Raw genomic sequence first — 13179 nt, 5'->3', positions numbered from 1 at the left:
CGTTGGTCCGTCACGAGAGATCGCCTTATCCGAATGGTCTATGACGTGAGTTTGTGCAGCGCATTTGCAAAATCGTCCGCTACAGTGTCGAATTGCGTTCGATCTTGACTCGGGGCTTCGGGACTCCGGTCTGATCCTGAACACAGCTTCGAAAAAACTCACGGAGACGGCGATGTCGCCCAAGGATTTGTTGTCCGCGCTGATTGTCATTCTCGCCTGGGGCGTGAACTTCGTCGTGATCAAGGTGGGCTTGCACGGCGTTCCACCCATGCTGCTTGGCGCCTTGCGCTTCGCCTTGGTCGCATTCCCGGCCGTGTTCTTCGTCAAGCGCCCAGCCATCCCGTTTCGCTGGCTGTTCGCTTATGGCGCGACTATCTCGTTCGGGCAATTCGTGCTGCTTTTCTACGCAATGTCCGTTGGCATGCCGGCCGGGCTTGCGTCGCTGGTGTTGCAGGCGCAGGCGTTTTTCACGCTGATCTTCGCGGCCATGATCCTCGGTGAGGGCTTTCGCGCGCCGAACGTCGTGGGCTTGCTGATCGCTGCGTGCGGGCTGGCTGTGATCGGCGCTCAGGCGGGCCACGCCATGACCGTTGCCGGCTTCCTGCTCACGCTCGCGGCGGCGTCCATGTGGGGCATGGGCAATGTCATCACGAAGCGCATGGGCAAGGTCGACCTGTTGTCGCTCGTGGTGTGGGCAAGCCTGGTGCCGCCGCTGCCGTTCCTCGTGCTTTCGCTGATGGTTGAGGGGCCCGCGCGCATTTCGGCCAGCTTGTCGGGCATTTCGCTCACGTCGGTCATGGCGATCGTCTATCTCGCATTCATCGCGACGATGCTTGGCTACACCTTGTGGGGAAAGCTGCTGGCGCGTTATCCGGCAAGTCAGGTCGCGCCGTTTTCGTTGCTCGTGCCCATTGTCGGGCTGGCATCAGCGGCATTGCTGCTCGATGAAGGACTCAGCCCGATGCAATTCGTGGGGGCGGTGCTGGTGATGGTCGGACTGGTCGTGAATGTGTTCGGCGGGTGGTTGAGGCAGCGGTTTTTATCGGCGGCGCGTTAGGCCGAAAGCCGGTGGGTAAAGACCGGGCGATTGGTTCGCTCGGCCTTTACCTGTTTGTAGGCCCGCGAGCGAACCTGGCTCTTTACGTCATCCGGCTCTTTGCGAGCGGCGGATTGGCCGCGAAATAACGCTTGATGCCCTTCATGATCGCGTTAGCCATCTTGTCGCGATAAGCATCGTCGTTCAGGCGCTGCTCCTCTTCGGGGTTACTGATAAACGCGGTTTCCACCAGGATCGACGGAATATCCGGCGCTTTCAACACCGCAAAACCAGCTTGTTCCACCGAGCCCTTGTGCAGCTTGTTGATATCGCCAATCTCGTTGAGCACGAAATTGCCGTAGCGCATGGAGTCGCGAATCTGAGCGGTCGTCGACATGTCGAACAATGCCCGGTTGACGCTCGCGTCTTGCGTCGTCACATTGATGCCGCCAATGGAGTCCGAGGAGTTTTCCTTGTTCGCCATCCAGCGCGCGGCCGCGCTCGAAGCACCGTGGTCGGATAGCGCGAACACCGATGAACCGCGCGCCGAGGGCGTGGTGAATGCATCGGCGTGAATGGAGACGAACAGGTCCGCGCCCACGCGGCGCGCTTTCTGCACGCGCACATTGAGCGGCACGAAGAAGTCGGCGTCGCGCGTCATCATGGCGCGCATGTTCGGCTGGGCATCGATTTTCGCCCGCAGCTTCTTCGCGACATCGAGGGCGATGTGCTTCTCGTACGTTCCGCCGCTGCCGATCGCACCCGGATCTTCGCCGCCGTGTCCCGGATCGATGGCAACAGTGAGCAGGCGCGTTGTGCCGGACTTGCTGCCCTTCGGATTGGAGAAGCCGTAGTCGTCGCTCGTGTTGCTGTTGGACGAATTGTCCTGGTTCGCCAAGGCTGTAGGCGGTGCAGCTTTGACCGTGGGCCGGGGCTTCGGCGCCGCTGCAATAGGCGGAACGGGTATTGATGGAGAAGACGGAGAGGACGGCAATGGCGCGCCCGGCTGATCGGCTTGCGCGTACTTCTGGAAAAATTCGTCCGTGTTGTCCGGCGCGTTCGTTTTCGGCGGCGTCGCGGGCCCGCTCAGCGTGGCGGGCGGGGGTGTCGGATTGGGATTGGTTTGATCGAACGTTTGTTGCTTGTGCTCGGACTGGGCGAGCAAATCCATCAACGGGTCGGGCGCCACGGCCGGATACAAATCGAAGACCAGCCGATACTTGTAGCTGCCAATCGGCGTCAAGGTGAACACTTGCGGTTTCACGGACCCCTTCAGGTCGAACACCATCCGCACCACATGAGGCTGATATTGGCCGATGCGCACCGACTGAATCTGCGGATCGTTCGGCGTGATCTTCGAGACAAGATCCTTCAGTTCCTGATCGAGGTCGAGCCCATTCAGGTCGACCACGAGCCGGTCCGGACCCTGCAGCAGTTGCTGGGTGTTTTGCAGCGGCTGATCGGACTCGATCGTAACCCGCGTGTAATCGCGGGCAGGCCACACGCGCACGCCGAGCACCGAACTCGCGTACGCAAGCTTCGGCCCGAGCAACGCGAGCGCGATAGTCGAAGCACCCGCGCGCAGCACCTGGCGCCGCCGCCAGTTGTAAGACGCCGTGGCGGTCGATTCGATCGAATGAAACGGCTTGATCAACAGCTTTCGAGACATGACTTTCCTGTTTCGCTAAACGCACGCGCTGTCAGCACGCGGCCTTCGCCTTCCTGTTCCAGCGTGAATTCGAGATCCGGCACACCCAGCAAACCGCCCGCGCGTTGCGGCCACTCGACCAGGCAGATTGCGCCTGCATCGAAGTATTCGCGAAAGCCGGCATCGGCCCATTCGGCTGGATCGGCAAAGCGATAAAGATCGAAGTGATAAAGCTCGAGCGGACCCGTTTCCGTAGCAAGCGAGTAGGGTTCGACAAGTGTGTAAGTGGGACTGCGCACGCGGCCCGCATGACCGAGTGCGCGCAACGTTGCGCGCACCAGCGTGGTTTTGCCCGCGCCCAGGTCGCCGATCAACTGGACCTGCAAACCGGGAAACCGTTCGTTCGGGGCCTGCGAATGGTGTGAATTGTCGAGGCCACGAGCCTGCAGGATCGCCTGCGCGAAGCGGCTACCGAAGGCGAGCGTCGCGTCTTCGTCGGGCAGGTCGAAGCGGCGTTCGAGCAGCGCGGCGGGAGTGTTTGCAAACGATCGAGTGAGGCTGTTGGGCATTCTCGTAAAATGTCGTGATGAACCGTTTGCCGGAACACCCTGTGGAACGCGAGAGCGCGTCAGACGACGCCGTCGCGGACACGCGCCACTTCAGACTTGACGACGAAGCCGCGCTGGCTGAACTCGCGCTAAGCATCAAGGCGTGGGGGCGCGAGCTGGGGTTCGCTGCAGTCGGCGTGAGCGACGCCGACTTGACGGAAGCCGAAGAAGGCCTGGCCTCGTGGCTCGAAGCAGGCTATCACGGCGAGATGGATTATATGGCCAAATATGGGATGAAACGCGCAAGGCCGGCCGAGCTTGTGGCCGGCACGCGACGTGTTATTACAGTTCGAATGGCCTATCTGCCGGCATCGACGCTCGACGGCAAGGCGCGCGAAAGTGCTGCGACAGCCGACGGTCAGGCATTGGACTGGCGCGCGGCGGAATGGGCTCGAATCGACGATCCAGCGGCGGCGGTTGTGTCGGTCTACGCTCGCGGCCGTGATTATCACAAGGTCATGCGTAACCGCTTGCAGCAGTTGGCCGAGCGCATAGAAGCCGAGATTGGCGCGTACGGGTATCGCGTATTCACGGATTCCGCGCCCGTTCTCGAGGTCGAGCTGGCGCAAAAGGCCGGCAACGGCTGGCGTGGAAAACACACGTTGTTGCTGGACAGCGATGCCGGGTCGCTGTTTTTTATCGGCGAGATTCTGGTGGATATTCCGCTGCCCGCTGATGCTTTGACCCATCCCGATCAAGCGCCGGAACACGACGGCGCGCATTGCGGAAGCTGTACACGTTGCATCGATGTATGCCCGACCGGGGCGATCGTCGCGCCGTATCGCGTGGATGCGCGCCGTTGCATTTCGTATCTGACCATCGAGTTGAAAGGCAGCATTCCCGAAGACATGCGGCCGCTGATCGGCAATCGGGTTTATGGTTGCGACGATTGCCAGCTCGTATGTCCGTGGAACAAATTCGCGCAGGCGGCGCCGGTCGCGGATTTCGATGTACGCCACGGGCTCGATCGCGCGTCGCTCGTGATGCTGTTTGGCTGGAGCGCCCGTGATTTCGATGAACGCATGCAGGGCAGCGCGATCCGCCGTATCGGACACGAGCAATGGTTGCGTAATATTGCGGTGGCGATGGGCAACGCGTTGCGCTCGCCAGCGTTGGGCGCCGATGAGCGCTTGGCAATACGCGATGCGTTGAATGCTCGCGCCGCGGATGAATCAGGTCTGCTCCGGGAACACGTCGAATGGGCGCTGCGCCAGGAAGCATGAATTCACACATGACCTCACGATTGACTTCACGCCCACAGGAAAAATCAATGGAAGTGACCGAGGCAGAACGCGCGCCGGAACTCGTGTCGAGCAGTGCATCGATCGATCTTTTTTGCGACGCGCTCTGGCTGGAACATGGTCTCGCCAAGAACTCGCTCGAAGCGTACCGGCGCGATTTGCGCTTGTTCTCCGAGTGGTTATCGACGACGCACGGCGGCAGCGTGGACACCGCCACCGAAGCCGACATGAACGGCTATCTCGCCGCCCGTCGCGCGGACAAAGCGACGTCTGCGAACCGGCGGTTGTCAGTGTTTCGACGCTACTACGCGTGGGCATTGCGAGAGCATCGCGCGCTCGCCGATCCTACGCTCAAGCTGCGTTCGGCCAAACAGGCCCCGCGCTTTCCCAAGACCTTGAACGAAGCCCAGGTCGAAGCGTTGCTGAACGCGCCCGATGTGGAAACCGCGCTTGGGCTTCGCGACCGGACCATGCTCGAGTTGATGTACGCGAGCGGCCTGCGTGTGACCGAACTCGTGACGCTGAAGACGGTGGAAGTGGGCTTGAACGAAGGCGTGGTGCGCGTGATGGGCAAGGGCTCGAAGGAGCGCCTGATCCCGTTCGGAGCGGTTGCGCATGACTGGATCGAGCGATATTTGCGCGAGTCGCGGCCGGCGTTGCTTGGTGCGCGCGCCGCCGATGCGCTATTTGTCACCACGCGTGGCGAAGGCATGACGCGCCAGCAGTTCTGGAACATCATCAAGCGCCACGCGTTCACAGCCGATGTGCGCGCGCCGCTCTCACCTCACACCTTGCGGCACGCGTTCGCCACGCATTTGCTGAATCACGGGGCCGATTTACGCGTGGTGCAAATGCTCCTCGGTCACACGGATATTTCCACCACGCAGATCTACACCCACGTCGCACGCGAGCGGCTGAAGACGCTGCATCACGATCATCATCCGCGCGGTTAAATGGTCGGGAAGGTCATCAGCTTAAAGCTGATCCCTGAGCTTATGTTTCAACACCTTTCCCGTCGATGCCGCCGGCAGCGCGGCCAGCACGCGGATCTCGGCGGGACGCTTGTAGGGCGCAAGACGTTCCGCACACCACTGGACGATATCGTCGGGTAGCGCATGCACCGACGGCCGCAGTTCGACGAACGCAATCACTTCCTCGTTGCCCTCGACCGCCCGCCCGATCACGGCGGATTGCAGCACATCGGGATGTAAATTCAGCACGTTCTCGACTTCAGCCGGATAGACGTTAAAGCCCGAACGGATGATCAACTCCTTGCTGCGCCCGACGATATACAGCGCGCCATCCGGGGCCAGACGCGCGAGATCGCCCGTCCGCAGCCAGCCATCTTGCGTGACCGTTGCCCGCGTCTGCGCTTCATTTCGGTAGTACCCGAGCATCACGTTCGGCCCGCGTACCCATAGTTCACCGACTTCACCTACCGCCACATCCTCGCCATCCAGCGCGACGAATCGCAATTCGATACCGGGAATGGGATCGCCTGCCGAACAGTCGTCGCGCGGCGCATCGAGCATGGTCTGCGATATGGTCGGACTGCTTTCCGTCATGCCATAGCCGTTGTGCAGCGGCACTTTGTACAAGCCTTCTACGCGCGCCTTCAGCGCGGCATCGAGCGCAGATCCGCCGGAATACGCGAAGCGCAGCGCGGGCGCGCCCCACGGCGTGCCGCTGGTCTGCACGTGTTCGACGAGCTTCGCGTGCATGGCCGGCACGCCCTGGAAGATCGAAACGTTCTCTTCGGCCAATGCCCGTCGTACGGCGTCCGGGGCGAAACGCGGCGCGAGCCGAAGCGTGGCGCCCGCGTAAAGACTGCCGAGACACACCGACGCGAGCCCGTAGATATGCGTAATCGGGAGCACGGCGTACACCACGTCCTGAGGCGTCACGCGCCGCAACGTGCTCGACATGGCCGCAATAAACAACACGTTCCTATGTGAAAGCATCACGCCTTTCGGCGCTCCGGTCGTGCCCGTGGTGTAGATCAGCGCGGCACATTGACGGGCGGGATCGGCTTGAACAGGCTCGGACGATACGTTTTCATCGACGATAAAACGCCACGCGCCCACATTCGCCGCGGCCGGCGCTTCGGCAGCGTTGAAGCGGTCCGCATGATTCTTGGCATCCTTCGAGGCATCGACGGTGAACGCCACCACTCGCGGCTTCGCGTGGTCGCGGATTGCGTCGACTTCACTTGCCGAAAGCCGGGCGTTCGTGAGCAAACACCACGCGTCGAGCTTCGCCGCGGCGAACATCAGCACGACTTGCGCCACGCAATTCTCACTCACGATCATCACGCGATCGCCGCCTTGCACGCCGGCTTGCGCGAGCTGGCGGACGGTGTTGTCGATGGCCTCAACGAGCTCCGCCGCGTTCAGCCGCCGCTCGTCTTCGATCAACACGACGTGCTGCGGATCGCGGGCGGCGAGGCGCGCGGGCATATCGGAAATACGCGTGGGTAAGGCGGCGAGCAAGGCGGCGACATCAACGTCCATTTCAAATCTCCGTGCCGCGCATGAGTCCGCGCGCGATGATCACTTGTTGAATCTGCGACGTGCCTTCGTAAAGCCTGAACAGCCGCACGTCGCGATAAAAACGCTCGATACCGTATTCCGAGATATACCCCGCGCCGCCATGCACTTGCACCGCGCGATCGGCCACGCGGCCACACATCTCGGTGGCGAAATATTTGGCGCACGACGCTTCTATGGACACGTCGCGGCCCTCGTCGCGGCGGCGCGCGGCATCGAGCACCATGCATTCGGCCGCGTAGATCTCCGTCTTGCTGTCGGCGAGCATGGCTTGCACGAGCTGGAATTCTGCTATCGGCTGGCCGAACTGCTTGCGTTGCATGGCGTAGGCGAGGGCGTCGCGCAGCATTCGCTTGGCCGCGCCTATCGCGATCGCTGCAATGTGCAAACGCCCTTTATCCAGCACCTTCATGGCCGTCTTGAACCCGACGCCTTCCACGCCGCCAATCAGTTGCGCGGCCGGAATGCGGCAATCCTCGAAGATCACGTCGCAGGTGTGCGCGCCGCGCTGGCCCATTTTCTTGTCGGGTTTGCCAAGCGATAATCCCGGCGATTCCCGCTCGACAATGAACGCGGAAATGCCGCTTGCGCCTTTAGCGTCGCTCGTGCGCGCCATCACGGTAAAGATGCCGGCTTCCGGCGCGTTCGTGATGAAACGTTTCGTGCCGTTCAGCACGTAGTGGCCGCCGTCTTTGCGCGCCGTGGTTTTCAGCGACGCCGCGTCTGAACCCGCGTCCGGCTCGGTCAGGCAGAACGAGCCGATCAGATCGCCCGCAGCGAGCTTCGGCAAATAGCGCTGCTTCTGCTGCTCGCTGCCGTCGAGCAGAATGCCGATCGATCCGATGCCGTTATTCGTCCCGATCACAGACCTGAATGCCGGCGATGTCTGGCCGAGTTCGAACGCCACGCGCACTTCCTCTTCCATCGTCAGGCCGAGTCCGCCGTAGGCCTCCGGAATGGTCAGCCCGAACAGGCCGATCTCGCGCATGGCGGCGAGCACATCGGCGGGAATTTGGTCGGTTTCGTCGACTTCCGCTTCGCGCGGCACGAGCGTTTCGCGTACGAAACGGTGGATGGCGTCTTCAAGGAGCGTCTGGGTTTCTGAATCGCGAATCACGTTGAATCTCCTTGGTCGCATACGCCGGATGAGCAATTCCGAACGATCGTGCCACATGAAATCGGCTTGCACAATTGGCCGTTTGGCCGATGGTGGCCATGCTTTCGCGCCGCTACAATGCCGTCATGTCCAAGGTAAAACACATTTCCGAAACCCCCGCAACGCAGTTTTTGCGTCGGCACAAGGTCGCGTTCGGTGAGCATCCTTATGAGTATGTCGAGCATGGTGGCACGGAAGAATCGGCGCGGCAGTTGGGTGTGGATGAACATTGCGTGGTCAAGACGCTCGTGATGGAGGACGAGCATGCGAAGCCGCTGATCGTGCTCATGCACGGCGACAAAATGGTCTCGACCAAGAATCTCGCGCGGCAGATTGGCGCGAAGCGCGTTGAGCCGTGCAAGCCTGAAGTGGCCAATCGCCATTCTGGTTTCCTGATTGGCGGCACGTCGCCATTTGGCACGAAGAAGGCGATGCCGGTGTACGTGGAATCGAGCATCCTGGACCTGGGTACGATCTATCTGAACGGCGGGCGACGCGGATATCTGGTGAGCATCGCGCCCCCGGTCCTGACCGACCTGTTGAAGGCGACACCCGTGAATTGCGCGAGCGTCGATTAAAATGCGCGTCGTGAAGTTTTGCTCACGTCCCATTCGTCCCATTCACGCTTGGCGTTCCCCGAAGATAAGAAGAAATCAATGAACAATGTGATTGTCGCTGTGGTGGCTTACCTGATCGGCTCGATCTCGTTCGCGGTGGTTGTCAGTTCGGCCATGGGTCTTGCCGACCCGCGTTCTTACGGTTCGGGCAACCCCGGCGCGACGAATGTGCTGCGCACGGGCAACAAGCTCGCGGCCATCCTGACGCTGATTGGCGATGCGTTCAAAGGCTGGCTACCCGTGTGGGTTGTCGTGCATTTCGGCGCGCGGTTCGGGCTTGATTCCACGGCTGTCGCGCTTGCAGCAATTGCCGTATTTCTCGGGCATTTGTTCCCGATATTCTTTAAATTCCAGGGCGGCAAAGGCGTGGCGACGGCGGCGGGCGTGCTGCTCGCCATCAACCCGGTGTTGGGGCTGGCCACTTTGCTGACGTGGGTGATCATCGCTGTTTTCTTCCGATATTCATCGCTGGCCGCGTTGGTGTCGGCGGTGTTCGCGCCTTTCTTCGATGTCTTTCTTTTCGGCCCCAGCCGTATCTCGCTGGCCGTTGCCGCGATGAGCGCGCTGTTGATCTGGCGGCATCGCGCGAATATCAAGAAGCTGCTGGATGGGAAGGAAAGCCGGATCGGAGAGAAGAAGCGGGCGGCGGAGGCGGTTGAATAGGAGGCTGCAAAGCTGCGCCACGAAAGCAAGAAAGCCGCCCCGAGGGCGGCTTTCTTGCTTTCTTTCTTGCTCACGGCAACGCTGAATCAACGCAATCCGCTCACGCTCAATCGCGGAAATTATTGAAATCCAGCGGCGTATCCGTCACGTCCTTCTTCAGCAACGCAATAGCGCTTTGCAGGTCGTCGCGCTTCGTACCGTTGATGCGCACCGCGTCGCCCTGAATGCTGGCCTGGACCTTGATCTTGCTGTCCTTGATCATCTTGACGATTTTCTTCGCCAGATCACCGCTGACACCCTTCTTGACCTCGACGACCTGCTTCAGCTTGTCGCCGCCGATTTTCTCGATCTTGCCGTAATCGAGAAAACGCACGTCCACATTGCGTTTTGCGAGTTTCGACAACACCACGTCCTTGACTTGGCCGAGCTTGAAATCGTCGTCGGCAAAAAGCGTCAGATCACGATCCTTTTGCTCGACGCGCGCGTCCGAACCCTTGAAGTCGAAGCGCGTGGCAATTTCCTTGTTCGATTGTTCGATGGCGTTTTTCACCTCGATCATGTTTGCTTCGCTGACGACGTCAAACGATGGCATCTGCATTCCCCTTCGTTGAGGCGAGGCATGGCGTAAGGCTCGCACGCACTCGCTATAATCACGGACCAACGTCATTCTACCGATGACGTCCCGGTTTGCCCAAGGGCGCCCCCGATCCGACCCAACGCTGCTCAATGTCCGAGTTCAAAATTCTCTCCGATTACCCGCTGCTCGCGCATAACACGTTCGGTTTCGACGTCCGCGCCAAGCATGCCGTTCGGCTAACGGAAGAAGCGCAAATTCCGGCGCTTGCTCGCGATGCCCGGCTCAGCGGCCTGCCGCAACTGGTGCTTGGCGGTGGCAGCAACATCGTGCTGACGCGCAACTTCGATGGGGTCGCGTTGCTGGTGGAATTGCGCGGCCGCCGCGTGATTGGCGAAGATCATGACGCTGTCTTGGTGGAAGCCGGCGCGGGTGAAAACTGGCATGAATTCGTTGCGTGGACCTCGTCGCAAGGCTTGCCCGGCCTCGAAAATCTCGCGCTGATCCCCGGCACGGTGGGCGCGGCGCCGATCCAGAATATAGGCGCCTACGGGCTCGAAATGGGCGAGCGTTTCGAGAGTCTGCAGGCGATTGAAATATCGACGGGAGAAACACGGGAATTCGATCGCGATGCGTGCGCGTTTGGCTACCGCGACAGTTTTTTCAAGCGAGAAGGCCGCGGGCGCTTTGTGATCGTATCGGTGACCTTTCGTCTGCCGAAAGCGTGGACGCCACGCGCAGATTATGCGGATATCGCGCGTGCGCTTGAGACAAGCGGCGCGAACAATCCCCAGGCTATCTTCGATGCGGTCGTCGCGGTGCGTCAGGCAAAGTTACCTGACTGGCGTGTGCTCGGGAACGCCGGGAGTTTCTTCAAGAACCCGGTAGTGAGCGCCGCGGCCTTCGACGCGCTGAAGGCGCTTGAACCCAATCTCGTGTCTTACAAGCAACACGATGGCCAGTTCAAGCTGGCGGCAGGCTGGCTGATCGACCAATGTGGCTGGAAAGGCCGCGCAATCGGTGCGGCCGCTGTGCACGACCGGCAGGCGCTGGTTCTGGTGAATCGAGGCGGCGCGTCGGGCGCGCAAATTCTGGAACTCGCCGACGCCATCAAACGCGACGTGCACGCGCGTTTCGCGGTCGAACTTGAAGCGGAGCCGGTGTGTCTGTGAGCTAACGCGGCTGAGAAAGAGCTATTGCGTTCGTCGAGTGCCATCGCAGTAGATCGGCAAGAAGCTTACGTAGTTGCCTCCGGCAGACGCCCCTAGCAGCCACAGCAACACATCACCGCCCGTCAACAAAAAAACCGCCCAGAGCTGCTACCCGTGCCACAAAAGTGTTGGTTGAGCTAATTAGTGCTGGATCCGCGTCCCTAGGGGCCGCGGGTCTCTTTCTTGCAGAAGATATTTCCGGGAGGTAGAGGCTGCAAGAGCTCCCGACGTTGAGGCCGAGCATGGCAGCTAGAAGCCCGGAAGAAGAGCTCGAGATCAGCTTCATAGACCTGCTTCCGAAGATACAGAGCTTACGACCGGGCGCTACATGCGCGAAGCATCACTGGTCGGGCGTTTTCAATGGCCTTACGACCCACCGTCGAAATAAACCGCCTCGCAACCGCTGGCTTACAGCGCAGCAAATCAGATAAATTTGCTTCTATATAGTGAAGCAACTTTGTCAAATTTGATGTTATATAGTGAAGCATGCTGGTATGTTTTGATTCTTTTCGATGAAGCAAGTATTCGCATTTTGCGTCACTATGCCGACGTAAAATATATCTATTTGCCTCGTCTTAGTAAAGCAAAATATGGATAGCCACTTCACTATAGGCTATCATTTGTCGCGTTTTTGTTAGCCTATAGGCCAGAAAGATGGATTCCAGAATGAGGCAGCTCCGGCTTGAGCAAGTCCAGGCGTCGGTCGCAATGTATTCGGATTTGAACAACCGTCGGCCCCCGCCGCGTGGATGGCTGAAGGCCATCCGAGAGTCGTTAGGACTCACCGAGCGACAGCAAGCCGACAGATTAGGCATTACCGGTTCGACCCTGCACAAGTCGGAGTCGGCGGAAGCAGAGGAGCGAATCACGCTCGGACAACTGCGCAAGCTTGCAGAGGGGCTGGACTGCGAGCTGGTCTACGCTCTGGTGCCCAGAAAGCCACTGACTCAAGTGGTCGAAGACCGGGCGCGCTCAATCGCCCTGCAGGAAGTGAGTGGAGTTGCGCACACCATGAGTCTGGAAGACCAACGTCCGGCAACCGACCGACTTCGCAAACAGGTTGAGCAGAGAACGGCAGAGCTACTCCGGGGCCGCTGGTCCGACCTATGGCGATAAATTTAGACGAACAGGACGGTCAGACCCCTCTCGACCCTGACGAGCTTGCAGGGCTGATACCGACGCACCTGGCCACCAAGGGCAACCTGAATGACTGGGAGCAGGAGAACATCCTGCAAGCTGTGCAATGGGCTCGCCGTCAACGCAAGGTCGATGTCCTCGGTGAAGAGTTCTGTCGCAACCTTCACAAGAAAATGTTCGACCAGACCTGGTTGTGGGCAGGCACGTTCCGCAAGTCCGACAAAAACATCGGATGTGAATGGACGCAGGTCAGCGTCAAAGTGAGAAACCTTTTCGACAACACGCGATGGTGGATCGACAACGGCACATTCCCGCCCGATGAGATTGCCGCAAGGTTTCACCGCGAGCTGGTGTGGATTCATCCCTTTCCAAACGGCAACGGTCGACACTCACGAATGATGGCGGATGCGCTCTTGCGCAGCATGAAACAAGAGCCGTTTTCGTGGGGCGGGGGCGGGACATTGGTTAAAGCGGACAACGCCCGGTCGGATTACTTAACCGCCTTGCGCGCGGCGGATAAAGGTGACTACAGTTTGCTCTTTGTCTTCGTGCGAAGTACTGCTTAGCTGTCGCACGGACAAGAGGGATGTCAGGCCATGTGTGACAGGCCAAAGAGCTTTGCGCGGTTGCGCGTGCAGCCCTGTACAACCGTTCTTTCGTCGACACCGCTTGGCCAAGACTCGCATGGGCTTTCCATGTCCGCAAAAAAAGCGAGCCTCCAAAGAGGCTCGCAGTAATCACC

Annotated in this window: 13 protein-coding genes; 8 read left to right on the top strand and 5 right to left on the bottom strand. The window is 60.1% G+C overall.

Features of this window, described 5'->3' with window-relative positions; all coding sequences use genetic code 11:
- The first annotated feature begins 172 nt into the window (after positions 1 to 172).
- The gene (locus tag ACMX25_RS09685) at positions 173 to 1057 is read left to right on the top strand and encodes an EamA family transporter (protein ID WP_414949514.1); all 885 of its coding nucleotides are present in this window, start codon (positions 173 to 175) and stop codon (positions 1055 to 1057) included.
- Between the two features lie 82 nt (positions 1058 to 1139).
- Here the strand turns inward: ACMX25_RS09685 and ACMX25_RS09680 are convergent, their stop codons facing one another.
- Complete coding sequence (locus tag ACMX25_RS09680; RefSeq protein WP_414949513.1) at positions 1140 to 2705, bottom strand: N-acetylmuramoyl-L-alanine amidase; 1566 nt, start codon at positions 2703 to 2705, stop codon at positions 1140 to 1142.
- Positions 2687 to 3253: a tRNA (adenosine(37)-N6)-threonylcarbamoyltransferase complex ATPase subunit type 1 TsaE gene (gene tsaE, locus ACMX25_RS09675; RefSeq protein ID WP_414949512.1), complete on the bottom strand. Its 567-nt coding sequence runs from the start codon at positions 3251 to 3253 to the stop codon at positions 2687 to 2689. Before tsaE ends, ACMX25_RS09680 begins: the two co-directional genes overlap by 19 nt.
- A gap of 17 nt (positions 3254 to 3270) precedes the next feature.
- On the opposite strand from tsaE, the gene queG reads away from it, so the two are divergent.
- Both queG and xerD read left to right on the top strand, forming a co-directional pair.
- On the top strand, positions 3271 to 4515 hold the full coding sequence (gene queG, locus ACMX25_RS09670; protein ID WP_414949511.1) for a tRNA epoxyqueuosine(34) reductase QueG: 1245 nt from the start codon (positions 3271 to 3273) through the stop codon (positions 4513 to 4515).
- A gap of 47 nt (positions 4516 to 4562) precedes the next feature.
- On the top strand, positions 4563 to 5486 hold the full coding sequence (gene xerD / locus ACMX25_RS09665; protein WP_414949510.1) for a site-specific tyrosine recombinase XerD: 924 nt from the start codon (positions 4563 to 4565) through the stop codon (positions 5484 to 5486).
- Between the two features lie 21 nt (positions 5487 to 5507).
- Here xerD and ACMX25_RS09660 read toward each other — a convergent pair whose 3' ends face one another.
- Together ACMX25_RS09660 and ACMX25_RS09655 are read right to left on the bottom strand one after the other, a co-directional pair.
- The gene (locus ACMX25_RS09660; protein ID WP_414949509.1) at positions 5508 to 7043 is read right to left on the bottom strand and encodes a class I adenylate-forming enzyme family protein; all 1536 of its coding nucleotides are present in this window, start codon (positions 7041 to 7043) and stop codon (positions 5508 to 5510) included.
- A gap of 1 nt (position 7044) precedes the next feature.
- Positions 7045 to 8196 (bottom strand): acyl-CoA dehydrogenase family protein, encoded by a 1152-nt coding sequence (locus tag ACMX25_RS09655; RefSeq protein ID WP_414949508.1) that lies wholly within the window; start codon positions 8194 to 8196, stop codon positions 7045 to 7047.
- Between the two features lie 125 nt (positions 8197 to 8321).
- Here ACMX25_RS09655 and ACMX25_RS09650 point away from each other — a divergent pair, with 125 nt between their 5' ends.
- Positions 8322 to 8813 carry an aminoacyl-tRNA deacylase gene (locus ACMX25_RS09650; RefSeq protein ID WP_414949507.1) on the top strand — a complete coding sequence of 164 codons (492 nt, stop codon included), beginning with the start codon at positions 8322 to 8324 and terminating at the stop codon, positions 8811 to 8813.
- 78 nt (positions 8814 to 8891) lie between these two features.
- Entirely contained in the window at positions 8892 to 9515 is a 624-nt protein-coding gene (gene plsY, locus ACMX25_RS09645; RefSeq protein ID WP_414949506.1) for a glycerol-3-phosphate 1-O-acyltransferase PlsY, read from the top strand.
- 106 nt (positions 9516 to 9621) lie between these two features.
- Here the strand turns inward: plsY and ACMX25_RS09640 are convergent, their stop codons facing one another.
- A complete protein-coding gene (locus ACMX25_RS09640) occupies positions 9622 to 10107 on the bottom strand; it encodes a YajQ family cyclic di-GMP-binding protein (RefSeq protein ID WP_299699301.1) in 486 nt (161 codons plus the stop codon).
- A 134-nt stretch (positions 10108 to 10241) separates the two neighbouring features.
- Here ACMX25_RS09640 and murB point away from each other — a divergent pair, with 134 nt between their 5' ends.
- From murB to ACMX25_RS09625, 3 genes are all read left to right on the top strand, one after another.
- Positions 10242 to 11261, top strand: coding sequence for a UDP-N-acetylmuramate dehydrogenase (gene murB, locus ACMX25_RS09635; RefSeq protein ID WP_414949505.1), 1020 nt, complete (start codon positions 10242 to 10244; stop codon positions 11259 to 11261).
- Between the two features lie 693 nt (positions 11262 to 11954).
- Positions 11955 to 12416, top strand: a complete 462-nt coding sequence (locus ACMX25_RS09630; RefSeq protein ID WP_414949504.1) for a mobile mystery protein A — start codon at positions 11955 to 11957, stop codon at positions 12414 to 12416.
- Positions 12407 to 13003 carry a mobile mystery protein B gene (locus tag ACMX25_RS09625; protein ID WP_414949502.1) on the top strand — a complete coding sequence of 199 codons (597 nt, stop codon included), beginning with the start codon at positions 12407 to 12409 and terminating at the stop codon, positions 13001 to 13003. Before ACMX25_RS09630 ends, ACMX25_RS09625 begins: the two co-directional genes overlap by 10 nt.
- Positions 13004 to 13179: the final 176 nt, after the last annotated feature.

Origin of the sequence: Caballeronia eucalypticola, assembly GCF_047608185.1 — a bacterium.
Lineage (GTDB): Bacteria > Pseudomonadota > Gammaproteobacteria > Burkholderiales > Burkholderiaceae > Caballeronia.
This window is presented reverse-complemented; position numbering and strand designations above follow the sequence as displayed.